This is a genomic window from Pseudoflavonifractor sp. AF19-9AC (genome assembly GCF_003478995.1).
Taxonomy (GTDB): domain Bacteria; phylum Bacillota; class Clostridia; order Oscillospirales; family Oscillospiraceae; genus Lawsonibacter.
Genome location: NZ_QUGI01000008.1, coordinates 52,344 through 75,981 on the forward strand (window position 1 = coordinate 52,344; position 23,638 = coordinate 75,981).

Genomic DNA, 23,638 nt, shown 5'->3' on the forward strand with positions numbered 1-23,638 from the left:
CTTTCTGATTATTTTCTCACACGGAGAAGCGGTTGTAGGAGTCCGCGCAGTCTACACACAGCTTCTTTCCGCCCTGGAGGCGGATCCAGTTGGCCCCGGTCACCTCGCCGCAGCACTCACAGACGTAGGAGTCAAAGAGCCGGGCGTGCTCGGGAAGGGCGATTTTGGTTTCCTTTACATCAAAGAGAGCGCTGGGCTCTCCGTCCTTGATGTAGTGGAGGGACTCCTCCCGGCTCATGCCAGCCGGCCGCTGGCGCAGCACCAGGCGTACCGATTTACCGCTCTTGCGGCAGTAGAAGGAGAAGGCCTGCTTGCCCGTCATGTGGAAGAGCAGGTTGCCCTTGCCTACGCTGCAGCCCAGAATGGCCTGAATGGCGTCCACGCCGCAGGCGTCATTCTCCGAAATACAGACCACGCCCTCGTCCTCCGAGAAGGTCAGGTCCAGAAGCTGGATGGCATAGAGGGCCGCCTGATAGCCAATGGCAATGCCCGGGCACACATGTCCGTGGAAGGCGATGGCCTTTTCCCAAAGTTTCTCTTTGTCCATAACACACACTCCTAGCCGATGACGGCAAATTTTTTCCCCTGGTGGGTGATGAGGGAGGCGTCAATTTCATACACGTCCCGCAGGGCCTGCTCCGTCACCACCGAGGCATCCCCGGCGGCGTAGACCAGACCGTCCTTCAGAAATACAAAGTGGCTGCAGCACCGCAGAGCCAGATTCAGGTCGTGGAGCACCACCAGCACGGCGATGGCATTGGTCCGGGCCATTTCCCCCACCAGTCCCATCATCTCATACTGGTTTCTGGGGTCCAGACTGCTGGTGGGCTCGTCCAGAAGGAGCAGCCTGGGCTGCTGCACGAAGGCCCGGGCCAGCATGACCTTCTGGGCCTCGCCCCCGCTGAGCTCATTGACGGGCCGCAGCTTCAGCGGTCCCAGCCCCACCCGGTCCAGCATGGCCTGGCAAATTTCATAGTCCTGTGGAGTGGGCCCCCACTTCATGTAGGGCTTCCGCCCCAGAAGCACCGCGTCAAACACCGTGGTCTGGCCCAGCTCATTCTTCTGGGGAACATAGGCGATGGTCCGGGCAGATTCCGCCCGGCTCATCTCCGCCACATTCCGCCCATCCACGTGTACGCTGCCTCCGTCCGGGGTGCGGATCTTGTTGAGGCAGGTGATGAGGGTGGATTTGCCCGCGCCGTTGTTGCCCAGAATGGCTACGCAGTCCCCCGGCCCGGCGGAAAAGCTGACGCCCTTCAGAACCGGGCGCTTTCCATAAGCGAAGGAGAGGTTCTGAATCTCGATCATTTCCGCACCCCCCGTCTGAAAATCAGGTAGAGGAAGACCGGAGCCCCCAGGAAGGAGGTCAGGGCGCCGATGGGGAGAATGCTGGGGGAGAGAATGGTGCGGGAGGCCAGCTCAGCCAGCACCAGAATAACCGCGCCCATGAGGGCGGAGGCGGGGATGAGGAAGCGGTGGTCGTTGCCCACAAAGGGGCGCACCATGTGGGGCGCAATGAGGCCGATGAAGCTGATGCAACCCACAAAGGCGGTGGAGACTGCGGCGATGAGGGAGCAGAGGGCCATGCTCACCAGGATGAGCTGGTCCACAGACACGCCAAGGCTTTTGGCGGTGTCCGAGCCCCCCTCCATGGCGTTGTAGTTCCAGCGGTTATAGAGGAAATAGAGGAAGGCCAGGAGGGTCAGCACAGCCATCAGGGCAATTTCCTTCCAGCTGGCCCGGCCCAGATCGCCGAAGGTCCAATATACCACCGAGGCCACCTTTACGTCGTCGGCAAAGTACTGGATGAGGGCGGTGCCGCCGCTGAACATAGAGCTCAGGGCCACCCCGGCCAGCACCATACTGCCGGGGGAGACGTGGGCAATGCGGGACAGGCCCAGAATGACGGCGGTGGTGAGGCAACTGCCCACAAAGGCACACAGGGTAACCAGATAGGGATTGGTGATGGAGATGGCGGAGGAGGCGGAGGTGCTGGCGTTGACCTGGGCCCCCGCGTCCAGACACACAATGGCGAAGGCCGCCCCGAAGGAGGCCCCCTGAGACACACCCAGGGTGGAGGAGGAGGCCAGGGGATTGCGCAGCACATTCTGCATCACGCACCCGGCCAGAGCCAGGGCGGCGCCCACTACCATTCCGGTGACCACCCGGGGCATGCGAATGTTCCAGACAATGGTGCCCGTCTGGCCGGAGCCCCGACCCACCACAGCGGCCAGCACCTGGGGAATGGACAGCCCGGAGGATCCCACGGAGATGGAGAACACCGCCGCCGCACAGAGAATCAGCAGCAGCCCCAGGAGTACCAGCCACTTCCGGAAGATATATTGAGAATAGGAGGGCGCGGCCGCGCCCGGGCGTTTGTCCAGCATGTTACTCACCTAAATGGATCGTTCCGTAATAAAGTCCGTCGGCCTCCATCTCGTCAAAGTAGGCCTTGCCCAAAAACTCGGTCAGAATTTCATTTCCCTTTGCCTCCAGGTCCACATCGGCAAACTGCTCCGGATAGAGCACGGTGCCGGTGAAGTAGGCGTCGATGAGACAATAGGTGGTGCTGGTGGAGTAGTTATTGAAGGAGGGCATGGTATAGACCCGCCCCTCCTGAATCGCGGTGAGGGCCTGAAAGAAGTCTGGGTTGGAGGCGTACTCCTCCTCCACCAGGGACAGGTTGCCCGGGTCCAGAAAGATGATGTCCGGGTCCCACATGAGAACCTGCTCCAGATCCACCTCAAAGAAGGCGTCCTCCTCCGTCTCATCCGCCACATTCCGAGCGTTTACCGCCAGGAAGGGACCGAAGTTGGCGTAGGTGCCCGCAAAGCCGTGGCTGCCGGAGAAGGTAACTGCGCCGGTGTAGACGGTGGGCTTGTCCTCCTCCGGGACAGAGGCGGAGCGGGCCTGCAGGTCCGCTTTGCAGGTGTCAATGTAGTCCAAAAGCTCCTGGCATCGTTCCTCTTTGCCCAGCAGGTCGGCAGTCAGGTTCAGGGCGTCCTGCCAGTCCTGGTCAATGAAGTTGGCGCTGGCGCTGCGGATGCTCACCACCGGAATACCGGTCTCATTTTGCAGCTGCTCGGCGGCCTCCTGCACGTAGCAGGTGAGAATGACGTCCGGGTCAGCCGCCAGCACTTCCTCGGGATAGGCGGTGTAGGCGGTGCCGCCGCCCTTGCCGATGACAGGCAAATCCTGAAACGTATCGTAGTAGACATGGGCGTAATCACGCTTGGTAGAGGTCTCATAGGCCAGATCTGTCTCCTCCACCCCCACCAGAAGGTCGGTGGCCTGGAGGTAACTCACCATGCGCAGGGCGTTGCTGCCGGTGCAGACGATGCGCTTGATGTTCGTGGGTACCTCCACCTCACGGCCCAGCATGTCCACCACCGTACGGGTCTGGGAATCGCCGGAGGAACCGGAGGCTTCACCGGACTGCGCCGGGGCGGAGCAGGCGGACAGGGGGAGCAGCAGGAGGATTCCCGCCAGGAGCAGAGAACAGATTCGCTTCATGAGATTCTCCTTATTGAGCGTCAAGGGCAGATGGGATTTACACAAAAAGAACAGGTCATTACCTGCGGCTTACCAGTATAACAAATATCCGGGCGGAACACAAGCCGGGCGCGGATTTCTTCCGCTGTGAAAAGCCTGCACGGCCAGGTCCGTGCAGGCTCAAGCGGTAAAAAGACACCCGAAGAGCTTCAAAGCGCCTGTGAGGTCAGCCAATGGGCAATCCACCGGGCGGCTGCGGCTCCGTCCTCCAGGGGTAGTCGGGGAATGCCCCAGTCCGTATTCTCCAGATTGGTGCACACCGCCAGCAGCTCCTCCGGGGGCAGAACCGGGCAGCTGGAGACAGGGGCACGGACCAACTCCACCTTGGGGTAGGGGGAGTGCTTGCCCCCCTCCAGAAGAATGAGGTCCACGTCGTCAAAGACCTGGGCCAACTGTCCGGCCTGGACGTCCTCCTGAAGGCGGACCAGCTGATACCGGCTGTGGGAGTAGACGGCCACGCCCTGGGCGCCCGCCTGGAGCAGGCGATAGCTGTCGGTGCCCGGACGGTCCGGCTCAAAATCGTGACCGTCGTGCTTGATGGCGGCCACCTTCAGGCCCAGGCGGTTCAATTTGGGAATCAGGCGGCACAAAAAGGTGGTCTTGCCGGAGTTTTTTACCCCGCACACCGTCAGAATGGGGGTAGGGCGCTCCGAACGAAGGAGGTCCTGATACTCCTCCCAGGTGTTGACGTTGGTGAGCAGCCGGTCGGGGTAGGCGGAGTGCTCCAGAGGAACATACTTCACCCGCAGGCGCTCCAGTGCACTCATCAGGCGGTACTGCCCTGCCAGGAGCTGCTCCTTCAGCACGGGCAGAGCGGTTTTTCGGTAAATGCCGCACAGGGGGTGGACGCGGCCCGTCCGATCTGCGATGAGAAAGGCGTCGTAGCTGTCGCACAGAAACGCCTCCAGATAGTGGGCCAGCCCAGCCCGGAACAGAGGCATGTCGCAGGCCACCGCCAGCAGAGCGTCACAGCGGCAGACCTCCAGACCGGCCACGATCCCCCCCAGGGGGCCGCAGCCGGGCCTTTGGTCGGAAACCACAGTAAAGCCAGGGGGCGGAACTTCCTGAGGGTCCGCCACCGAAAAGAGACGCTCCGGATAGCTCTCCAGCTCCCGGGCCACCAGGTCCACAAAGCGGGAGCCGCCGAAGGGGAGCGCCCGCTTGTCCCGGCCCATTCTCCGGCTTTGTCCACCCGCCAGGAGCAGCGCACCCACGGTCTCTGTCCTCTGAGGGGAGAAACCGGCGGAAGGAAGACCATTTGTCACAACAGCACCACCTCCACAGGTGTATGGGCGGCCAGGGGCGGGGAACCCGCCGGAATGTCAATGAGGCAGTTGCAGCCGATAAGGGCGGACAGCGCGCCGGACACATGCTCCCCGGAGGGGAGAGACACGGCGCTGCCCTCCAGCCGGGCCCGCACCAGCCGCCGGCCGGGGCTGGCCTTGGGGAAGGGCTCGGTCAACACGCCTCCCACTCGCCGGGGCATGGGGTCCTTCCAACCGGCCAGGCGGCACAGCAGGGGCCGGGCAAGGACTTCAAAGGTGGCGGCGGCGGCAAAGGGGTTGCCCGACAGGCAGAGGACCGGCTTGCCCCGCACCGAGGCGGCCAGTACCGGGGAGCCGGGCTTCACCGCCACGCCGTGGAACAGAATTTGGGCCCCCAGGGCCTCCAGGGCGGCGGGCATCAGGTCCTTTTCGCCCACCGATACACCTCCGGTGGAGATTACGGCGCCGCATCGGTCCAGCAGGGCCTCCAGAGAGGCGGTGAGCACCTCCAGCCGGTCTGCGCCCCGGTCCTCCACCGTGGCATACATCCCCAGCTGATTAAGGCGGGCGGAGAGATAGGTGCCGTTGCTGTTGTAAATCTTTCCCGAGGGCAGAGGAGTGCCCGGAGACACCAGCTCGTCGCCGGTGGCCAGCACACCTACCGTCAGAGGGGCAAAGACAGAGACCCGGTCCATGCCCTGCCCGGCCAGCACCCCCAGGTGGGCGGGGGTCAGAACGGTGCCTCGGGACAGAATAGGCGTGCCCTTCCGCAGGTCCTCCCCCCGGTCACAGATGTTGCGGTGGGGGGCAGAGGAGACAAAGATATGCACCTGCTCTTCCCCATAGTCGGTGTCCTCCTGGCGAATGACGCAGTCGGCGCCGGGGGGGATGGGAGCGCCGGTCATAATCCGGGCGCAGGTGCCGGGCTGTACGGGCCCGGCGGGCACCTGTCCGGCGTAAATCCGCTGCGTGACCTCCAGAACCGCGGGGGAGGAGGGGGAGGCCCCTTCCAGATCCTCGCTGCGGGCGGCGTAGCCGTCCAGGGGCGAGCGGTCAAAGGGCGGGTGGTCCACCGCAGCGGTCACGTCGTCGGCAGACACGCGGTTCAGCGCCTGAATTAGGGGAACCTCCTCTGCGGCGGGGATAGGGGAAAACTGTTCCAGCAGCAGGGAAACAGCCTCTTCCAGGGGAAGATAGGTATGTGCCATAAAAAGGACCTCCTCAAGGGGAACTGGAAGGATGGGGCGTTACACCCCATCCGGGAACGATGAATGGGAAGCCGGGAGACGGTTCAGGCGAAGGCGGCATTGCGCGGCCTTTTCCGCCTCACCTCCCTGGGAAAAGTGGTAGGCGCACTGCTCCAGCCGGACCGCTTCCGGCAGACCGGAGAGATGCTCCAGACAGTCGGCCACCCGCAGATGCAGAATCCGCCCCGTCAGCCGGGAGAGCTGCCGGGCCAAAAGAGGCCGAATGGGTGGAGTGGGGGTGAAGATCGACTCCGCCCCCTCCTGCTGCTCCTCAATGAGCAGGCGGCGCTCCAAATCGTCGCAGATACAGAGAAGCTCCAGCCGGGAGCGGCCGGTGACCGACCGCAGTACGGAGAAGGGCGCGCCCTCCGGAAAAATGGAGATCAGGTCCAGCAGCTGGCGGGACTCCGGGAGCAGGTTGTTAAGCCTTAGGAGAAGAAGCTGCTCCAGCTTTTTCTCCAGCGCCGCTTCGGGTGCCTCTTCGGTCAGGGCGGGCAGCAGCTGACGGATTTTCAGGGCGTTTCCACCGGTATAGGCGTAAATTTTATCGGCCAGCTCCGGCGAGCAGTGGGGCAGGCCGGAGAGAGACAAAAATTCCCGGGTCTCCTGGGGAGAAAACCCCCGGATGGTGCGCACCTCCAGCAGACCGTCCTGCCTGCCCTCCAGGAGGAAGGCCTGGGTGCGCTCCGAGGGACGTGCGCCGCAGGAGCACAGGATAAAAAGACGCTCATTGCGCAGTCGGCGCAGGATCTGGTGGAGCACCAGCAGACTGGCCGGATCCATCCAGTGGATGTCTTCAAAGATGAGCAGGAAGGGCTGCTGCTGTGCGGACTGGGCCAGAGCGGTCAGAAGCTCTTCTTGAATAGCCAAAACATCCGGAGTTCCATGGGAACCATCCAGGTGAATGAGCCCGGGGCACAGGTGGGCCATGGAGGTATCCGAGGCGGCGCAGACCTGCATCATAAGAGAGTACCAGGGGCGCAGAGGGATGTCCTGTTCAGTGGGGTAGCAGCTGGTCATGGCCGTGCGAATTCCTTGCTCCTGGGCCAGACGGCGGGCATATTCCAGCAGAAAGCTCTTGCCAACGCCGGGCTCCCCCTGCAGAAGCAGGGCTCCGGCCCGCTCCTGTCCGGAGCGCAGCCGGTCGAGGGCCTCGTGAAGGAGCTTTCTGGGCTGCTTTTTTCCCACCGGCATGGGGCTGACGTCGGAGCCGGTTTGAGTGGCGGCGTTGTTCCAGGTGTTGAGGATCTCGTAATAGACCGAGGTGGTCTCCTTCAGCGGGGTGATGCCCAGCTCATCCTCCAGACGCCGGGCCAGGTCCTGGTAGAGAGTGGAGGCCTTCACAAACTGATTCTCTTTCCGGTAAAGGCGCATCAGCAGCACCGTCATGCTCTCGTCGGTGGGGTCCTCTTCCAGGCAGCGCTGGGCCAGCCGGATTGCCCGGGGGACATCCCCCAGCTGGACCGCCTCCCGGGCCTGGGTACCCAGTTCTTTCAGGAAGAGGTCGTGCAGGCGCACCTGCCAGGCCTCCCGCCACTCGTCAAAGGGCTTTGCGTGCCGCAGAGTAAAGTCCTGGAGAAACGTTCCCTGATAGGCGTCCAGGTCCTTTCGCTGGAGAAAATCCCAGAGGTCGCAGGAGATGGTCAGCTCGGGATTGAGCTGCAGTCTGGACTTATAGCTGGAATCCAGGAAGGGAAAACCCAGCTCCCGCCGGAGGGCGTACAGGGCGTGGCGCAGGTTCTGGTAGGCCTGGGGGCTGTCCGCGTCATCCCAGAGCAGGCCAATCACAGAGCTTCGCTCCGCCTGCCCCTCCGTCAGCAGGTAATAGAGCAAAGCCTCCATCTTCTTATAGGAAAAATGCAGTTGAACGCCGTCCAGCAAAACCCGCGGGCGCTGGAGCAGATATACCTGAATGGAAGGCATGGGGGATTCACTCCATAACAAAGCAAAATGGGGAGGGGGCTTACAGGATGAGCCCCAGGAACAGGTAATATCCCACCAGAATGACACAGTAGGTCAGAACGAGGGGGAAAATTTTCTTCACCAGAGCGCCCAGGCTGATGCCGAAGTACTCCGAGGCGATGGGTAGACAGACGTGGGTGGGGCTGATCTGGCTGGCAGAGTAGGCAAAGCCCATGAGCAGGACCAGCTGAGCCACGCCTCCGTCCATGACCTGGAAGGCCAGCGGGGTGAAGGCGGTACCCACCGCGTTGGAGCCGGCCACCAGAGTGCCGAAGAAAAACAGCAGGGCCAGGGTGAGAAACAGGGGGATGGGAAGGGCGGAAAAATAGTCGGGCAGCCGCTCAAAGATTCCGGTGAACATCAGGGTATCTTTGAACACAAAAACGGCGAAGGTGCCCAGAATGACCCGCCAGTCGAAGGCGCGCCGGAAGAGATCGGCCAATTCCATGGGCTTGAAGCGCTCCACAAAAATGGCCACACCGATCACAATGGACACGGCCAGCCATGCGGGCATCTGGAACAGGACAATCATGAGAATGGCGGCCAGGATGGTCCACAGGCTGGAGAGCAGCTGACGCAGGCTCTGGACAGGGGAGAAGCCGGTGTTCTGGGGCTCTTGGCTGGATTTGGGGACCTTGCGCAGGTAGTACAAAAATCCCAGGCCGATCAGGACGGCCACCATGGGCAGCATAGCCAGCACGAAGGAAGAGGGGGACACGCCGCTGAGGCTGCATACAATGATGACTGTGGGATAGGTGGGGAGAACGCCCTCGGTAATGTGCCGGTAGTAGCTGGCGCAGCAGGCCTTCTCCGACTTGGTGAGGTGGTCCCCGGCCATTTCATCCATCATCTGTCCGCAGATGGTGACAGCAGAGGGGGCGGGCATCATTCCGATGAAAATACTGGCCAGTGCGGTGTTGAGCCGCTGGTCCTTCAAGAGGCGGTTCATGGCCTGTTGGGCCAGCTCCAGTCGCTTGCGGCGCTCCAGGATGCCCTGGAGCACGTTGATGATGTAGAGGGCCAGGACCACTTCCAGCGTGCTCCAGCTGGTGACCGAATCCAGAGCGACTGCTCCAAAGTCCATGGGGGAGATGCCGAAGAGGACCAGCAGCAGGCCGGTTCCTCCCAGCATCCCCAGCACCAGAGGGAACTTCATGTTGAGCAAAACGAACACAACGGCAAAGGCCGCGGCAATTTTCAGCAATTCCATAGCGTCCTCCTGATTATGAATGGGATGGCGGGGAATGGAAGAAATACCGCTCTGCATTGCACCAGGAAACGCTGTGGACTATGACAGGCGGAAGAAACAGCCGGAGAGGAAAGGGACAGAATCCGACACATGTGCCCCGCGGGGGTTATGGTTCCTTGTACTTGGTGTGAAGCAGACGGTGACTGACCGTTCCGCCGGGGTGCTCCAAAAACTGTTGGTACAGCTCCTGCAGCGCAGGATTTTCGTGGGCGCGGCGCAGAGGAAGAGCCCTATCGTGGGCGTAAATGGAGGCGGTGCGGGCCGAGCAGACCAGGGGGTTATCCCCATCCACAAGGAGCTTGGGCTGTCCGCCGCCGGAGATGCAGCCCTGGGGACAGGCCATGACCTCGATGAAATGGAGGTCCAGCGTGCCTGCCTGGAGCTGCTGAATGACGGGCTTGGCATGCTCCAGCCCGGTGACAATGCCGATGCGCAGCTTCAAATCGCCCACATCCACCTCCGCGGTACGGAACCCGTCCGAGCCGCGGGCGGCGGAGACGTCGATGGCGGGGAATTTTTCGCCGGTGACAAGCTCGTACCCTGTTCTCAGTGCCGCCTCCATGACGCCGCCGGTTGCGCCGAAGAGGGCGCCGGCGCCGGAGTATTCGCCCAGCGGGGAGTCAAAGGGCTGGTCGGGCAGGGTGGAGAAGGAGATGCCCGCTTCTTTGATCAGCCAGGCCAGTTCCCGGGTGGTGATGACCACGTCCACGTCCTGATATCCCGAGACGTTCATCTCCGGGCGCTGGCTTTCAAATTCCTTGCAGGTGCAGGGCATGACGGCAATGGAAACCACGTTTTCCGGGGAGACACCCAGGCGGTTGGCCGCGTAGGTTTTAAACAGTGCCCCCGCCATCTGCTGGGGGGATTTGCAGCTGGAGAGGTGCTTGGTCAGGTCGGGGTGGTTACGCTCCAGCCAGGTGATCCATGCGGGACAGCATGAGGTAAACATGGGCAGGGTTTCGTTGTGGAGGATGCGGTGGATGAGCTCGGTGCCCTCCTCCACCACCGTCAGATCGGCGGCGAAATTGGTGTCAAATACATAGTCGAAGCCCAGGCGGTGCAGCGCGGCAGAGAGCTTTCCAGGCACAAGACTGCCGGGGGCACCGCCGAACTCCTCCTCAATGCCCACCCGGACGGAGGGGGCACACTGGACGAAACAGACCGTCTGTGGATCCTGCAGCGCTGCCTTGACCTGGGGCAGCTGGCTCTGGAAATGGGCGGCAAACAGAGGCTCCAGCACAGTCTGAGGAATGTTGCGCTCCCGCCGTATGGCAGTGTAGCGGCTCATGTCAAACGAGGGGGCAATGTAGGACTTGCACTTCTGAACACACTGGCCGCACATGACGCACCGCTGGGGATCGATGGACTGGGGCTGCCCGGGCAGGCCCTGGATGGCGTCAGCGGGGCAGACCTTTGCGCATTCCCGGCAGCCGATGCACAGAGTTTGGTCGATGGTGATGTATGTCATGGCCTTATCCCCTCCTCATAGCTTGGACAGCGCGATAAGCGTCTCTACCGCCTGCACACCCTTTTGGCGGCGTTCGCATTCGGGGTCAACGAGACGCAGCGCGCCGTTGGGACAGGCGCGGACACAGGCCGGTCCATCCGCAGAGTCCTGGCACAGGTCACATTTCCGTGCGGCCATGCCGCAGGAGTCCTGAGAAGCAAAATCGCGCCGGGGTACAATGGAAATGGCCCCGAAGGGACAGGCGGGGATGCAGTCGGAGCAGCCGGTGCACAGGGCGGGATCGACGACGACTTCGTGCCCCCGGCGGGTAATTGCTTTGGGCTGACAGACGTTGAGACAGGGGGCATCCTCACAGTGCCGGCAAGTGGCCAGCGACCAGCCCCCGGCGGTCCGGACTACGTGCAGATTGGGCGTGACAAAGCCGGACAGGGAGCCCACGGTCTTGCCGGGGGCCGAGCCGCTGTGGGCAGAGAAGCAGGCCAGCTCACATGCCTTGCAGCCGGTGCACAGTTCGGGATCTGCAGCAATAAAAAAGCCAAAATCCGTTTTCATGTGACGTTAAATCCTCTCATTACAGCAGAATAGGCAGAGATTTTCTTCAAGCTCGAGCGGGAAAGAAACGGAAGAAAAGCGCAGCCTCAGGGATTGGGGCCGGATTCTTCCCCGCCGGTGCGGGGGAGTTCAAAGGTCAGCGCCTTGGAGGGACAGGTCTGTACGCACAGGGGAAGACGGCCCTCCTTCACCCGCTGGATGCATCCGTCGCATTTTACCATCTTGTTTCCCTTGGTGAAGGCGGGTGCGCCAAAGGGACAGGCCACCAGACAGGAGTGGCAGCCGATGCACTTGCCGGGATCCACCTGGACCAGCTGAGTTTCCCGGTCCCGGTAGATGGCTTTGGTGGGGCAGACCGCCATGCATTTGGGGTCCTCGCAGTGCATGCAGCCCAGAGAGGCGCAGTGGATTTCACCCTGGTCCGTCTCCACCCGGATGGCCCGGCGCAGCATGGGGCCGTCCTCGTCTACCGCACAGTGCGCGTCCAGACAGGCTACCACGCAGGCGTAGCAGGCCACGCAGCGCTCCGGATTCAATTTGATGATGGTTCCGACTGTCATGGTCTGTTACACCTCCTTTTCCACCCTGCAGGGGAAGTTTTTGTAGCCGGGATAGCCGGACAAGGGGTCCAGAAAATCGTGGTCCATGAGATAGCTGGTGTTGGCCTTCTCGTTGCCGTGGTACATGTGCACCACCCCGGGGAAGACGGTGGCCGTCACGTTGGCGGTGGCTCCGATGCTGCCGCTGGGGGTGGTGATTCGCACCCGGTCCCCGGACTGAATGCCCAGCTTCTCCGCGTCCTGGGGATGGAGATCCAGAAGGTCGTTGGGCTCCAGCTCCCGGATCCACTTCATGCGGTAGGTGCGGGTATGCATATACTGAGGGCGGCGGGAGCCGGTGTTGATCATCAGGGGCCAGGTCTCCCGGTCGGCGTACTGGGGATAGACTTCATCAAAGCTGCGGTACTGGGGCACCACGTCGTAGCCGTACTCCTGGGCGTACTTCTCCACCACGGTGGAGGCCAGCTCCACCTTGCCCGTGGGCGTGGGGAAGCCGTGGTCCCGATACTTGCGCTCCTGGTAGGGGGGCAGGGTGTGGTGGGGACGCATGATGCCGCCGTTGGCCTGGATTTCCGCCACGGTGAGGCCGGTGGGTTCCAGGATAAAGTTCATGTACTCCTCATAGCTCATGCGCAGATGGGGGTCGTCCAGATCCAGAGCCTTGGCGATGTCAAAGATGATCTGGATGTCGTGGCGGGATTCGCCCAGAGGCTCAATGGCCGGGGGGAAGCACTGGACGTAGCCATCGGCAAAGATCTTCACGTCGCTGCGTTCCAGAGAGGTGCAGGCAGGGAGAACAATGTCGGCATAGCGGCAGGTCTCCGTCATGAAGAGGTCCACCGACACAAAAAAGTCCAGCTTTTTCAGGGCGCTGAGCATGTAGGTGCTGTCCGGCCACATCATGTGGTTCATGCCGAAGCCCAGCACGGCCTTGATGGGGTAGGGCTTCTCCTCGTGGATGTACTTGGGCAGCAGCATGCCCTGGGCCTGTTCCGGGAGAAATTCCGCCCACACGGGGAATTCACGGTGGCCCATGGCGGGGGCGTCGAAGGTAAAGTGGCCCAGGTACTCCTTCTCGTTGCTGGGGGTAAAGCCAGTGACCAGAAGGTAGCCGGAGGGAATGACCCGGTTGCCGCCTTCAATGTCATAATTCCCCGTGAGGGCGGCCAGGGAGACCACCGCCCGGTAGTTCTGCACTCCGTTGACGTGGTGCACCACCGGAGAGGCGGAGGTGAGCAGCGCGGCAGGCTTAGCTCCGGCATAGAGCCGGGCGGCCCGGATAAAGAGCTCCCGGGGGACGCCGGTGATCTGCTCCACCCGCTCCGGGGGGTACTCGGCCGCCAGGCGGGCAAATTCCTCAAAACCGTGGACGTAGTGCTCCACGAACTCCTGGTCGTAGAGCTTTTCCTGGATGATGACGTTGGCCATTCCCAGGGCCAGAGCGCCGTCGGTGCCCGGCTTCAGTTGCAGGTGGATGGCCGCCTTCTGGGTGAAGGAGGTCTTGCGGGGGTCCACCACGATAAAGGGTTTGCCCTTCTCCAGCTGCTCATAAAAAGCCCGGTTATTGTCCATGTTGGAGTAGAAGGGATTGCGGCTCCAGATCATCACCACCTGGGCGTTGACGATGTCGGCGGAGGCGATGCCGCCGAATACCAGCCACCAGGCCATCTTGTGGGCCTCCTGGCAGCAGCTGCCCTCGGTGATGTAGTTGGGGCTTCCGAAGCTGGAGGCCAGGCGCTGCAGGGGCGGCCGGTACCACTTGGAAAAGCCGGCCACAAAGGCCACCGATTCCGGCCCAAAATCCGCCCGGTAGCCCTTCAGCTTGTCGGCAATGAGCTGGTAGGCCTCCTCCCAGCTGATGGGCTCAAACGTCCCTTCGCCCTTTTCGCCCACCCGTTTCAGGGGGTGGAGGATCCGCTCCGGGTTGTAGACATACTGCCGGATGCCTGCGCCCCGGGGGCAGAGCTTGCCCTGGGAGTGGGGATTGTCCACCGAGCCCTCCGCCCTGATGATGCGGCCGTCCTGGACATAGGCGTCGATGCCGCAGTGAGAATAGGCGTTGCAGATACCGCAGCAAGTCTTGTGGACCGTGATCGCTCCGCCTGTGGAGCCGGTCTGTTTTGCGTCGGTCATAGGGGTTCCTCCGTTCTCTGAGGCCGCATTCTGGGGTGCGGCCAAATATCCTGCCCGGAATGGGCGGACACACTTCTTCAGCATTTTCACCATTATAACAAATCCGGCGTGAAAACACCGTTAAATATTTGCAAATGGCAAAAAGAAAAAGGCCGCGCACCTCCCCACTTGGAGAAGTGCGCGGCCCGCAGAATCGGTTACCCCGGCAGGAGCAGACAGAGTACTCCTTCCACGAAGGTGCGGAGGATGCCGGGGAGGTGGGCAACGCTTTGGTGAATGGCCTCCCGCATCAGGGCGGGGTCGCTGTCCCACAGGAAGGTCATTGCCCCCGAGACCGACTCCTTGCCGATGGCCAGGGGGGCTGAGGCGGAGCCGCCCACGGCGATCCGAGAGGCCACCGCCCCTCCGCCCACAGCGTAGGCTCCAAAGGCTCCTCCGCCCACAGCCAGCCACCCGACGGCACACCCGCCCAGTGCCAGCAGGCCAACGGCGCATCCGCCGATGGCAATGCCGCCCAGGGAGAGGCCGCCCAGAGACAGAAGAAGGCCCAGGGAGATACCGCCAAAGCTGAACAAGCCCAGAGAGAGGCCACCCAGGGTGAAGAAGCCCACGGCGATGTTGCCCACCGCAAAAATTCCCTTGGCTACGCCCATCCCCCGGTGGGCCAACCGGATGTGGACCAGGGGCAGGCCGAAAAGGGTGCGGCTGCTTTTATATTCATACTGAAAGGTGTTGTAATAGTTGTTCACGATGGTGGGGGCCGGACCGAAGTCGGGGGGTGCGGCCTCCTGCCCGGTGACCAGGTAGTCCAGGGTGACATTGAAGTACCGGGCCAAGGCGGCCAGGTTGTCCATGTCCGGGCGGGAGGCGCCGGACTCCCATTTCTGCACCGCCTGGCGGGTGACGCCCAGCAGATCGGCCAGCCCCTCCTGGGACAGACCAGACTGCTTTCTCAGTTCATAGAGCCGCTGCTGAAATTCCATGGGGAAAACCTCCTGAATACAAAACGCTGCAAGGGCCGCTTGGCAAGGGTAAGGATAGCAAAAAGAGGACGTCATGGCAACCAAAAATGGAATACAATTTGACAACCAGCGGTTGCAGTGGGCAAAAAGGAGGGATTTTCCCGCCATTTGGGGAAAATCCCTCCCAGAGAGGCGCAGGCGCTTAGGCCAGCCCCAGCCGCTCCTGCAGCCGGGACAGATTGTCAAACCGGCCCCACAGCAGAGCCTCCAGCTCCGGCGTAGGGGGGATGAGGTCGGGGACCATGGCCACCGCCATGCCGGCGGCGTGGGCGGAGAGGATGCCGTTGCGGGAGTCCTCCACCGCCAGGGTGCGGGCGGGGTCGGTGCCCAGGCTGCGGCAGGCGATCTCATAGATCTCCGGGTGGGGCTTGCTGTGCTCCACCAGGTCGCCGGTAATGACAGACCGGAAGAAGGGACCCAGCCCGGTCAGCTCCAGACGGCGCTGGGTCCGGTCGGCTCCGGTGGATGTGGCCAGAGCCAGAGGGACCCCCGCCTTCTGCAGGGCGGAAAGAATTTCCCGCACACCGCTCTTCAGCGGGACACCCTCCCGTTCGATGCGCTCCTGTCCCCGCTGAGAGCAGGTGAGCATGAACTCCTGCACGGGAAACTGGGGGCCAAAAAACTCGGTGAGCTTTCTCCGGATGTCTGCGCGGTTCTGTCCCACTACATCCAGGTAGCGGTCACCCGCCTGGGGCCAGCCCATCTCCTGCCCCACGGCCTGCCAATTGCTCCAGCCCAGACGCTCCGTATCAAAGAGCACGCCGTCCACGTCGAAGACGACGCCGTCAAAGGGAAACTCCATCATACCTTGCCGATGTCCCTCCGGAAGTGCATGTCCTGGAATGTGATAGGCTTGGCGGCCTCGTAGGCGTTGGCAATGGCCTCCTCCAGGCTGCCGCCTACGGCGGTAACGCCCAGAACCCGGCCGCCGGCGGTGAGGTACTCGCCGTTCTCACCCAGCTTGGTGCCCGCATGGAAGACCACCGCGGACTTGCCCGCCTCCTCCAGACCGGAGATGGGGTAGCCGCTCTGGTACTTCACGGGGTAGCCGCCGGAGGCCAGCACGATGCAGCAGGCGGCGCCGTTTTTCCACTTGATGTCAACCTGATCCAGAGTGCCGTTGACGCAGGCCTCAAAGATGTCCAGCAGGTCGCTGTCCAGCATGGACAGGATGGGCTGGGTCTCCGGGTCGCCGAAGCGGGCGTTGTACTCCACTACCTTGGGGCCGTCCTTGGTGAGCATGAGGCCGAAGTAGATGACGCCCTTGAAGGGGCGGCCCTCCGCCTTCAGCGCGGCCACGGTGGGCTGGAAGATGGTTTCCATGCACTCCTTGGCCAGCTCGGGGGTGTACTTGGGGGAGGGGCAGAAGGCACCCATGCCGCCGGTGTTGGGGCCCTGGTTGCCGTCATTGACCCGCTTGTGGTCCTGGCTGGACAGCATGGGGACCAGGTGCTCCCCGTCACAGAAGGCCAGCACGGTGACCTCGGGGCCCACCATGCACTCCTCAATGACCACGGTGGAGCCGCTCTGACCGAACTTATGGTCCTCCATCATCTCCCGGACAGCGGTCTTGGCCTCCTCCACGGTGGAGGCCACCACCACGCCCTTGCCCAGGGCCAGACCGTCGGCCTTCACCACAATGGGAGCGCCCTGCTCGTCAATGTAGCGGAGGGCCTTGTCCATGTCGGTGAAGGTCTCGTACTTGGCGGTGGGGATGTGGTACTTCTTCATCAGTTCCTTGGAGAAGGCCTTGCTGGCCTCAATGATGGCAGCGTTGGCCTTGGGGCCGAAGGCGGGAATGCCCGCGGCCTCCAGGGCGTCCACCATGCCAAGAGCCAGGGGGTCGTCGGGAGCCACCATCACAAAATCCATGGCGTTCTCCTTGGCCCACTTCACCATGCCCTCCACGTCAGTGGCCTTGATGGGCACACACTGGGCCACCTGGGCGATGCCCGCGTTGCCCGGTGCGCAGTAGAGCTTGGTGACCCGGGGGCTCTGGGCCAGCTTCCAGCAGATGGCGTGCTCGCGGCCTCCGCCGCCCACGACTAATACGTTCATAATAACACCTCAATTTAATCGGCGAGAAAAGCCTCGCAGCGGTTGAATATTACAAGGTCAGAGGGACAAAGCCCCTCTGGAGACTTTAATGGTGGAAGAGACGCACTCCGGTAAAGGCCATGACCATGCCGTGCTTGTCGGCGGTGGCGATGACCTGGTCGTCCCGGATGGAGCCGCCGGGCTGGACAATGTACTGGGTGCCGGACTTCCGGGCCCGCTCCACGTTGTCGCCAAAGGGGAAGAAGGCGTCGGAGCCCACGGTGACGCCGGAGAGCTGGGCAATCCACGCCCGCTTCTCCTCCTGGGTGAGCACCTCGGGCTTCACCTTGAAGACGGTCTGCCACACGCCTTCGGCCAGCACGTCGTCGTGCTCCTCAGAGATATAGAGGTCGATGGCGTTGTCCCGGTTGGGCCGGCGGATGTCGTCCACGAACTGGAGGGCAAGCACCTTGGGGTGTTGGCGCAGCCACCAGATGTCCGCCTTGTCCCCGGCCAGGCGGGTGCAGTGGATGCGGCTCTGCTGGCCGGCGCCCACGCCGATGGTCTGGCCGTTTTTCACGTAGCAGACGGAGTTGGACTGGGTATACTTCAGGGTGATAAGGGCCACCAGCATGTCCCGCCGGGCGCTCTCAGGCAGGTCCTTGTTGGCGGTCACCAGGTTGGTGAGCAGGTCCTCGGTGAGCTCCAGGCTGTTGTAGCCCTGCTCAAAGGTGATGCCGAAGATGGTGCGCCGCTCAATGGGGTCAGGCTGGTAGTCGGGGTCAATCTTTACCACGTTGTAGCCGCCCTTGCGCTTGGTTTTCAGAATTTCCAGGGCCTCGTCGGTGTAGCCGGGGGCGATGACACCGTCGGACACCTCCTGACTGAGGCAGCGGGCGGCGTCGGCGTCACAAACGTCGCTGAGGGCTGCCCAGTCACCGAAGGAGCACAGCCGGTCGGCGCCCCGGGCCCGCAGGTAGGCGCAGGCGATGGGGGACAGTTCTCCCTCAGGGGCCAGGTAGATCTGCCGCTCCACCTCACTGAGGGGCAGGCCCAGGGCGGCTCCCGCGGGGGAGACGTGCTTGAAGGAGGCGGCGGCGGGCAGGCCGGTGGCCTTCTTCAGGGCCTTTACCAGCTGCCAGGAGTTGAGGGCGTCCAGAAAGTTGATGTAGCCCGGACGGCCGTTGAGCACCTCCAGGGGCAGCTCACGGTCCCCCTTCATGAAGATGCGGGCGGGCTTTTGGTTGGGGTTGCAGCCGTATTTCAGTTCCAGCTCGGTCATAATGAACTCTTCCTTTCCCTGTCCGGCAACACTGGATCAGCCGTGCTTGTTGATGATGACGGTGTCCGCCTGACCGGAGGCCAGGTCCACATAGCTCACATAGAGGGACACCTTGTTGTCCGCGTTCAGGTTCTCCCACAGCTGATTGGCCAGCTCTGCGGCGGTGGAGGCGGTGACGGCCACCCGACGGGGCTCTCCCTCAAAGGAGGGCAGGGGGTCCAGATTCTCCTGATAGGTGTGGATGAACCGGCCCTCCCCGGCCAGGGGGGCGTCATACTCGTAGAAGTAGCGGTGGTTGCAGCTGGGGTCGCCGTCGGCGGACTTGAGGATGGACAGGGCATAGCTGCCGTCCTCACGGAGGATGCCGGAGATGCGGGGGGTGTAATTGGGGCCGTCGGGCTCATAGCAGCGGGAGCGCAGGGCGCGAATCCAGCTGTGGTTTGCCTTCATGGCGTCGGCGATGGTGTCCGTCTGATCCCCGTTGGTGACGATGGTGGTGGAGCCCACCTTGCGCACCGGGTGGTAGATGATGAGGGACGGGTCGGTCATCTTGCTCTCGTCATAGGCCCGGGTGCGGATGCCGTCCTCGGTGGCCTCAAAGATGCGGTTGCGGCTGTTCTCGCTGCGGCCCATGATGAAGTAGGCGATGACGGCCTTGGTGTTGTCGGCGCTGTGGCCCAGCAAAATGCCCCGGCCGGGGTAGGGGTGCTGGCGCAGGTAGGCGCACAAATCAAGCTTTTCCATAAAACTCCTCCTTGTCAGTCCATAAAAAAGGGCGCACCACGCTTTTGAACGAGGTGCGCCCAGACGGTCGGCTTTCCAAGGCGGTACTCCCTGTGGTCACTTCCACTTCCGTCAGTCATACCGCCCGCTTATGGTATCATATCCGGCGCGCCTTTGTCAATTTGGTGTTCCGGTTTTTAAAGAATGTGTACCGTGCGGCCCTCCACCCGCAGCCGGTCCTGGCAAAAGAGGGAGACGGCCTGGGGCAGGAGCTTCCACTCGCAGGTCTCCATGATCCGACGCTGCAGCACCTCCAGGGTATCGTCGGGGAGTACCTCCACTGCCTTTTGCAGAATGATGGGGCCGGCATCGCACTCCTCGGTGACGAAGTGGATGGTGGCGCCGGAGACCTTCACCCCGTAGGCCAGGGCCTTCTCGTGGACGTGGAGCCCGTAGCAGCCCTTGCCGCAGAAGGAGGGGATGAGGGAGGGGTGGACGTTGATGACCGCGTTCTCATAGGCCTGGAACAGCTCTCCGGTGACGATGGTCATAAATCCGGCCATCACCACCAGCTGGATGTCCAGCTGGTGAAGAAGCTCCACCAGGGTGTGGGTCAGGCTGGCGGCGTCGGGGCAGTCCTTCTTTTCCAGCACATAGCCGGGCACCCCCGCCTTTTTGGCCCGTTCCAGGGCGTAAGCCTCAGGGCTGGAGGAGATGACGGCGGCAATCTCGCCGTTTTTGATCTCGCCCCGGCTCTGGGCGTCCAGGAGGGCCTGGAGATTGGTGCCGCCTCCGGAGACCAGCACCGCAATGCGTTTGTTCATCGGAATCACAACCCCTTTTGTTCAGATGGAAGACGGACGGCGGAACGCCCGGCTCAGACCAGCTCCACCCCGGCGTCGCCGGAGACCACGGAGCCCACCTGCCAGGCGGCCTCACCGGCCTCCTTCAGCACGGCCAGGGTCTGCTCCGCCTGTCCGGCGGGGACGGCCAGCAGCATGCCGATGCCCATGTTGAAGGTGTTATACATGTCCCGCTCGGGGATGTTGCCCTTCTTCTGGATGAGGTCGAAGATGGGCAGGCGGGGGAAGGACTTCAGGTCAATCCGGGCGGTGAGGTTCTCAGTCATCATGCGGGGCACGTTCTCATAGAAGCCGCCGCCGGTGATGTGGCTGATGGCGTGGATGTCCACACCGGCCTTCAGCAGAGCCTTGATGGCCTTGACGTAGATGCGGGTGGGGGTGAGCAGGGTCTCGCCCAGGCTCTTGCCCCCCAGCTCCTCCACGGGGGAGGTGAGGTCGGCGTTCTCGATGTCAAAGACCTTGCGCACCAGGGAGAAGCCGTTGGAGTGGACGCCGGTGGAGCCCAGGCCGATGAGAACGTCGCCCTCAGCCAGACGCTTGCCGTCAATGATCTTCTCCTCGTCCACAATGCCCACGGAGAAGCCGGCCACGTCGTAGTCCTCGTCGGGCATCAGACCGGGGTGCTCGGCGGTCTCGCCGCCCACCAGGGCGCACTCGGACTGGCGGCAGCCCTCGGCAATGCCCTCCACGATCTCAGCAATGTGCACGGGGTCATTCTTGCCGCAGGCGATGTAGTCCAGGAAGAACAGGGGGGAGGCACCGCCGCAGATGATGTCGTTGACGCACATGGCCACGCAGTCGATGCCGATGGTGTTGTGCTTGTTCATCAGCTGGGCCAGGCGCAGCTTGGTGCCCACGCCGTCGGTGCCGGAGACCAGCACGGGCTTTTTCATCCCGGCCATTTCCGGTGCGAACATGCCGCCGAAGCCGCCCAGGGTCCCCATGACGCCGGGGATGTAGGTGGACTCCACCATGGGCTTGATACGGCGCACCGCCTCGTAGCCGGCGGTAACGTCCACGCCGGCGGCGGCGTAGGACTCGGAATGGGAGTTCTTCATATTAAAACCTCCAAAACTTTCTCTCAACCCCGTACGCACCCTTTTGATTGGCAGTAAAGCCTAATGCTTCGCAATATGCCTGATAGGCACGCTCAAGTTCAGCGTCCGGGCAGGGTTTGTGCCCCAAAATATGTGTGATGGCCGGAGTGGTCTCCTTTCCATCTTTCCATACGTTATTTTCGTGGGCTTCCATGCTGTTGTGCTGGTATCCGATAAATCGACTGGGATAAAAACGAAAACCATGTTCTGTTTTCACAGCCACAAAGCAAACGCCCTTTTTGATACGGTCCACAGCGTAAGAGTAATATGGCTCTGTCTGTCCATCAAGATAGGTGTCGAGGGTATGAAGATTTTCCTTTAACTCGTTTAGGGTTTGAACACAGGCCATCTCCATTTGACATTATTCCTTTCCGCTCCAGCAGTAGGTGCACACCTTGTCCCGGTCCAGGCCGATGGCCTCCAGCAGGCCGTCCAGGGACTGGTAACCCAGGGAGTCGAAGCCGAACTTTTCGCAGATGGTCTTCAGCATGCACTGGCCGCGCTCGGTGTTGGCGTCGGCGTACTCGTCCAGATGCTTCTGCCCCTCGTCACCCTCCAGTTCCTGGACGGTGCGGCGGGCCAGCAGCTCCATCTCGGAGTTGCTGCTGGAGAAGTTCAGGTACTTGCAGCCGTACATGATGGGCGGGCAGGCGGAGCGCATGTGGACTTCCTTGGCGCCGGACTCATAGAGGAACTCTACGGTCTCCCGCAGCTGGGTGCCCCGGACGATGGAGTCATCCACAAAGAGGAGCTTCTTGCCCTGAATGAGCTCAGGTACAGGAATCTGCTTCATCTTGGCAACCTGGTTGCGTACGTTCTGATTGGTGGGCATGAAGGAGCGGGGCCAGGTGGGGGTGTACTTTACAAAGGGGCGGGCGAAGGGGATGTGGCTGGCGTTGGCATAGCCGATGGCATGAGGCAGACCGGAGTCGGGGACGCCGGCCACATAGTCCACGTCCTGAGCCACGTTCCGCTCCTTGTCCGCCTGGGCCATGATCTCACCGTTGCGGTAGCGCATGACCTCCACGTTGACCCCCTCGTAATTGGAGTTGGGGTAGCCGTAGTAGGTCCACAGGAAGGCGCAGATCTTCATGTCCTTTCCGGCGGGGGAGAGGGTCTCAAAGCCGTCGGCGGTGACCTTTACGATCTCCCGGGGACCCAGCTCATAGGCGTCCTCATAGCCCAGCTTGTGGTAGGCGAAGGACTCGAAGGACACGCAGCAGCCCTCCGGCCCCTTGCCGATGAGGACGGGCAGACGGCCCAGCTTGTCCCGGGCGGCGATGATGCCGTCGGGGGTGAGAATGAGGATGGTGGAGGAGCCGTCAATGAGCTCCTGGGCGTGAAGGATGCCGTCCACCAGATTCTCCTTCTGGTTGATGAGAGCGGCGGTGAGCTCGGTGGCGTTGACCTTTCCGGAGCTCATGGCCATGAACTGGTGGCCGTGGTCAGAGAAGTAGCGCTGAATGAGCTCCTCGGCGTTGTTGATAATGCCCACCGTGGAGATAGCGTACAGTCCCAGGTGGGAGCGCACCAGCAGGGGCTGGGGGTCAGTGTCGCTGATGCAGCCGATGCCGCAGTGGCCGTGGAAGTCAGCCAAATCCCGCTCAAACTTGGTGCGGAAGGGGGTGTTTTCAATGTTGTGGATCTGGCGCTGAAAGCCGTCCTTCTCGTCGTAAACAATCATGCCGCCCCGGCGGGTGCCCAGGTGGGAGTGGTAGTCCACTCCGAAGAAAATATCCAGAGACACGTCCCGCTTGGAGACGGCGCCAAAAAAGCCTCCCATTGTGGTCCTCCTAAACTTGTAGAGTGAAAAAAGAACCGGGGGGCGGAGAGCTCAGGAGAGGGACCTCTCTACCCCCACAGTCTGACGCTTTGCTGCTTACTTGCCCATGAGGCGGCGGCTCATCTCCTGATAAGCGCCCTCCACATTGCCCAGATCGCGGCGGAAGCGGTCCTTGTCCAGCTTCTCTCCGGTCTTGGAGTCCCAGAAGCGGCAGGTGTCGGGGGAGATCTCGTCGGCCAGGACGATGGTGCCGTCGCTGGTCTTGCCGAACTCCAGCTTGAAGTCCACCAGGGTGACGCCGCACTCGGCCAGAGTCTTCTTCAAAAAGTCGTTGACGGCAAAGGCGTACTTCTTGATGGTGTCGATCTCGTCCCAGGTGGCCAGCTTCAGGGCCACGGCGTGATAGTCGTTGATGAGGGGGTCGTGCAGGTCGTCGTTCTTGTAGGAGAACTCAATGGTGGGGGCGTCAAAGACGATGCCCTCCTCCACGCCGTAGCGCTTGGCAAAGGAGCCGGCGGAGATGTTGCGGATAATGACCTCCAGGGGGACGATGGTCACCTTCTTCACGGCGGTCTCCCGCTCGCTGAGCTCCTCCACAAAGTGGGTGGGCACGCCCTGCTTCTCCAACTGCTGCATGAGGAAGTTGGTCATCTGGTTGTTGATGGCACCCTTGCCGGTAATGGTGCCCTTCTTCAGCCCGTCAAAGGCGGTGGCGTCGTCCTTGTAGGAGACGATGACCACATCGGGGTCCTGGGTGGAGAATACCTTCTTGGCCTTTCCTTCGTACAGCTGCTGCAACTTTTCCATGAAAAAAACCTCTTTTACTATCTAGACTAGAACTTA

At 62.2% G+C, this 23,638-nt stretch carries 22 protein-coding genes and 1 riboswitch; all 22 genes read right to left on the bottom strand.

The genetic code is table 11. The annotated features are described in order from the left end of the window. Window positions 1–16: 16 nt before the first annotated feature. The 22 genes from DWX58_RS13095 to purC all read right to left on the bottom strand — a co-directional run bounded on the left by DWX58_RS13095 (window position 17) and on the right by purC (window position 23,602). Window positions 17–547, bottom strand: coding sequence for an FmdE family protein (locus DWX58_RS13095; RefSeq protein ID WP_118644517.1), 531 nt, complete (start codon window positions 545–547; stop codon window positions 17–19). Window positions 548–558: 11 nt separating this feature from the next. After that, window positions 559–1,308, bottom strand: a complete 750-nt coding sequence (locus tag DWX58_RS13100) for an ABC transporter ATP-binding protein (RefSeq protein WP_118644519.1) — start codon at window positions 1,306–1,308, stop codon at window positions 559–561. Further along, window positions 1,305–2,387 carry an iron ABC transporter permease gene (locus tag DWX58_RS13105; RefSeq protein WP_118644521.1) on the bottom strand — a complete coding sequence of 361 codons (1,083 nt, stop codon included), beginning with the start codon at window positions 2,385–2,387 and terminating at the stop codon, window positions 1,305–1,307. Before DWX58_RS13105 ends, DWX58_RS13100 begins: the two co-directional genes overlap by 4 nt. A 1-nt stretch (window position 2,388) precedes the next feature. Then, a complete protein-coding gene (locus tag DWX58_RS13110; protein ID WP_118644523.1) occupies window positions 2,389–3,513 on the bottom strand; it encodes an iron ABC transporter substrate-binding protein in 1,125 nt (374 codons plus the stop codon). A gap of 188 nt (window positions 3,514–3,701) precedes the next feature. Further along, the gene (gene mobB, locus DWX58_RS13115) at window positions 3,702–4,817 is read right to left on the bottom strand and encodes a molybdopterin-guanine dinucleotide biosynthesis protein B (RefSeq protein ID WP_118644525.1); all 1,116 of its coding nucleotides are present in this window, start codon (window positions 4,815–4,817) and stop codon (window positions 3,702–3,704) included. After that, window positions 4,814–6,025, bottom strand: coding sequence for a gephyrin-like molybdotransferase Glp (glp, locus tag DWX58_RS13120; RefSeq protein ID WP_118644527.1), 1,212 nt, complete (start codon window positions 6,023–6,025; stop codon window positions 4,814–4,816). Before glp ends, mobB begins: the two co-directional genes overlap by 4 nt. Window positions 6,026–6,064: 39 nt before the next feature. After that, complete coding sequence (locus DWX58_RS13125; protein ID WP_118644529.1) at window positions 6,065–7,987, bottom strand: AAA family ATPase; 1,923 nt, start codon at window positions 7,985–7,987, stop codon at window positions 6,065–6,067. Between the two features lie 40 nt (window positions 7,988–8,027). Then, window positions 8,028–9,236, bottom strand: a complete 1,209-nt coding sequence (locus tag DWX58_RS13130) for a DUF401 family protein (protein ID WP_158579290.1) — start codon at window positions 9,234–9,236, stop codon at window positions 8,028–8,030. A 145-nt stretch (window positions 9,237–9,381) separates the two neighbouring features. Further along, window positions 9,382–10,743: a [FeFe] hydrogenase, group A gene (locus DWX58_RS13135; RefSeq protein ID WP_118644533.1), complete on the bottom strand. Its 1,362-nt coding sequence runs from the start codon at window positions 10,741–10,743 to the stop codon at window positions 9,382–9,384. Between the two features lie 15 nt (window positions 10,744–10,758). Next, window positions 10,759–11,295: a 4Fe-4S dicluster domain-containing protein gene (locus tag DWX58_RS13140; protein WP_118644535.1), complete on the bottom strand. Its 537-nt coding sequence runs from the start codon at window positions 11,293–11,295 to the stop codon at window positions 10,759–10,761. An 86-nt stretch (window positions 11,296–11,381) separates the two neighbouring features. Beyond that, the gene (locus DWX58_RS13145) at window positions 11,382–11,855 is read right to left on the bottom strand and encodes a 4Fe-4S dicluster domain-containing protein (protein WP_118644537.1); all 474 of its coding nucleotides are present in this window, start codon (window positions 11,853–11,855) and stop codon (window positions 11,382–11,384) included. Window positions 11,856–11,861: 6 nt separating this feature from the next. After that, on the bottom strand, window positions 11,862–13,988 hold the full coding sequence (locus tag DWX58_RS13150) for a molybdopterin-dependent oxidoreductase (protein WP_118644539.1): 2,127 nt from the start codon (window positions 13,986–13,988) through the stop codon (window positions 11,862–11,864). A 197-nt stretch (window positions 13,989–14,185) separates the two neighbouring features. Then, window positions 14,186–14,971: a helix-turn-helix transcriptional regulator gene (locus tag DWX58_RS13155; protein WP_118644541.1), complete on the bottom strand. Its 786-nt coding sequence runs from the start codon at window positions 14,969–14,971 to the stop codon at window positions 14,186–14,188. Between the two features lie 181 nt (window positions 14,972–15,152). After that, window positions 15,153–15,815, bottom strand: a complete 663-nt coding sequence (locus DWX58_RS13160) for an HAD family phosphatase (protein WP_118644543.1) — start codon at window positions 15,813–15,815, stop codon at window positions 15,153–15,155. Continuing rightward, window positions 15,812–17,068, bottom strand: a complete 1,257-nt coding sequence (purD, locus tag DWX58_RS13165; protein WP_118644545.1) for a phosphoribosylamine--glycine ligase — start codon at window positions 17,066–17,068, stop codon at window positions 15,812–15,814. The genes DWX58_RS13160 and purD overlap by 4 nt, the downstream gene beginning before the upstream one ends. An 85-nt stretch (window positions 17,069–17,153) precedes the next feature. Continuing rightward, window positions 17,154–18,329 (bottom strand): phosphoribosylaminoimidazolecarboxamide formyltransferase, encoded by a 1,176-nt coding sequence (locus tag DWX58_RS13170; protein ID WP_118644547.1) that lies wholly within the window; start codon window positions 18,327–18,329, stop codon window positions 17,154–17,156. Between the two features lie 36 nt (window positions 18,330–18,365). Continuing rightward, a complete protein-coding gene (locus DWX58_RS13175; protein ID WP_118644549.1) occupies window positions 18,366–19,073 on the bottom strand; it encodes an IMP cyclohydrolase in 708 nt (235 codons plus the stop codon). Between the two features lie 50 nt (window positions 19,074–19,123). After that, window positions 19,124–19,202, bottom strand: a riboswitch (ZMP/ZTP riboswitch). A gap of 47 nt (window positions 19,203–19,249) precedes the next feature. Continuing rightward, window positions 19,250–19,876: a phosphoribosylglycinamide formyltransferase gene (purN, locus tag DWX58_RS13180; RefSeq protein ID WP_118644551.1), complete on the bottom strand. Its 627-nt coding sequence runs from the start codon at window positions 19,874–19,876 to the stop codon at window positions 19,250–19,252. 53 nt (window positions 19,877–19,929) lie between these two features. Then, window positions 19,930–20,973: a phosphoribosylformylglycinamidine cyclo-ligase gene (gene purM, locus DWX58_RS13185; protein WP_118644553.1), complete on the bottom strand. Its 1,044-nt coding sequence runs from the start codon at window positions 20,971–20,973 to the stop codon at window positions 19,930–19,932. Window position 20,974: 1 nt separating this feature from the next. Beyond that, the gene (locus DWX58_RS13190; RefSeq protein ID WP_118644555.1) at window positions 20,975–21,367 is read right to left on the bottom strand and encodes a hypothetical protein; all 393 of its coding nucleotides are present in this window, start codon (window positions 21,365–21,367) and stop codon (window positions 20,975–20,977) included. A gap of 6 nt (window positions 21,368–21,373) precedes the next feature. After that, window positions 21,374–22,795 carry an amidophosphoribosyltransferase gene (locus DWX58_RS13195; protein WP_118644557.1) on the bottom strand — a complete coding sequence of 474 codons (1,422 nt, stop codon included), beginning with the start codon at window positions 22,793–22,795 and terminating at the stop codon, window positions 21,374–21,376. Between the two features lie 96 nt (window positions 22,796–22,891). Continuing rightward, complete coding sequence (gene purC / locus DWX58_RS13200; protein WP_118644559.1) at window positions 22,892–23,602, bottom strand: phosphoribosylaminoimidazolesuccinocarboxamide synthase; 711 nt, start codon at window positions 23,600–23,602, stop codon at window positions 22,892–22,894. Window positions 23,603–23,638 lie beyond the last annotated feature (36 nt).

Bases quoted from the DNA above. Each gene is read 5' to 3' on its own strand.
- purC (WP_118644559.1), bottom strand. From the start codon at position 23,602: ATGGAAAAGTTGCAGCAGCTGTACGAAGGAAAGGCCAAGAAGGTATTC.
- DWX58_RS13175 (WP_118644549.1), bottom strand. From the start codon at position 19,073: ATGGAAAAGCTTGATTTGTGCGCCTACCTGCGCCAGCACCCCTACCCC.
- purN (WP_118644551.1), bottom strand. From the start codon at position 19,876: ATGAACAAACGCATTGCGGTGCTGGTCTCCGGAGGCGGCACCAATCTC.
- DWX58_RS13100 (WP_118644519.1), bottom strand. From the start codon at position 1,308: ATGATCGAGATTCAGAACCTCTCCTTCGCTTATGGAAAGCGCCCGGTT.
- DWX58_RS13190 (WP_118644555.1), bottom strand. From the start codon at position 21,367: ATGGAGATGGCCTGTGTTCAAACCCTAAACGAGTTAAAGGAAAATCTT.
- DWX58_RS13110 (WP_118644523.1), bottom strand. From the start codon at position 3,513: ATGAAGCGAATCTGTTCTCTGCTCCTGGCGGGAATCCTCCTGCTGCTC.
- DWX58_RS13105 (WP_118644521.1), bottom strand. From the start codon at position 2,387: ATGCTGGACAAACGCCCGGGCGCGGCCGCGCCCTCCTATTCTCAATAT.
- DWX58_RS13160 (WP_118644543.1), bottom strand. From the start codon at position 15,815: ATGATGGAGTTTCCCTTTGACGGCGTCGTCTTCGACGTGGACGGCGTG.
- DWX58_RS13170 (WP_118644547.1), bottom strand. From the start codon at position 18,329: ATGACCGAGCTGGAACTGAAATACGGCTGCAACCCCAACCAAAAGCCC.
- DWX58_RS13195 (WP_118644557.1), bottom strand. From the start codon at position 22,795: ATGGGAGGCTTTTTTGGCGCCGTCTCCAAGCGGGACGTGTCTCTGGAT.
- DWX58_RS13145 (WP_118644537.1), bottom strand. From the start codon at position 11,855: ATGACAGTCGGAACCATCATCAAATTGAATCCGGAGCGCTGCGTGGCC.
- DWX58_RS13125 (WP_118644529.1), bottom strand. From the start codon at position 7,987: ATGCCTTCCATTCAGGTATATCTGCTCCAGCGCCCGCGGGTTTTGCTG.
- purM (WP_118644553.1), bottom strand. From the start codon at position 20,973: ATGAAGAACTCCCATTCCGAGTCCTACGCCGCCGCCGGCGTGGACGTT.
- glp (WP_118644527.1), bottom strand. From the start codon at position 6,025: ATGGCACATACCTATCTTCCCCTGGAAGAGGCTGTTTCCCTGCTGCTG.
- DWX58_RS13130 (WP_158579290.1), bottom strand. From the start codon at position 9,236: ATGGAATTGCTGAAAATTGCCGCGGCCTTTGCCGTTGTGTTCGTTTTG.
- DWX58_RS13155 (WP_118644541.1), bottom strand. From the start codon at position 14,971: ATGGAATTTCAGCAGCGGCTCTATGAACTGAGAAAGCAGTCTGGTCTG.
- DWX58_RS13140 (WP_118644535.1), bottom strand. From the start codon at position 11,295: ATGAAAACGGATTTTGGCTTTTTTATTGCTGCAGATCCCGAACTGTGC.
- DWX58_RS13150 (WP_118644539.1), bottom strand. From the start codon at position 13,988: ATGACCGACGCAAAACAGACCGGCTCCACAGGCGGAGCGATCACGGTC.
- DWX58_RS13135 (WP_118644533.1), bottom strand. From the start codon at position 10,743: ATGACATACATCACCATCGACCAAACTCTGTGCATCGGCTGCCGGGAA.
- DWX58_RS13095 (WP_118644517.1), bottom strand. From the start codon at position 547: ATGGACAAAGAGAAACTTTGGGAAAAGGCCATCGCCTTCCACGGACAT.
- purD (WP_118644545.1), bottom strand. From the start codon at position 17,068: ATGAACGTATTAGTCGTGGGCGGCGGAGGCCGCGAGCACGCCATCTGC.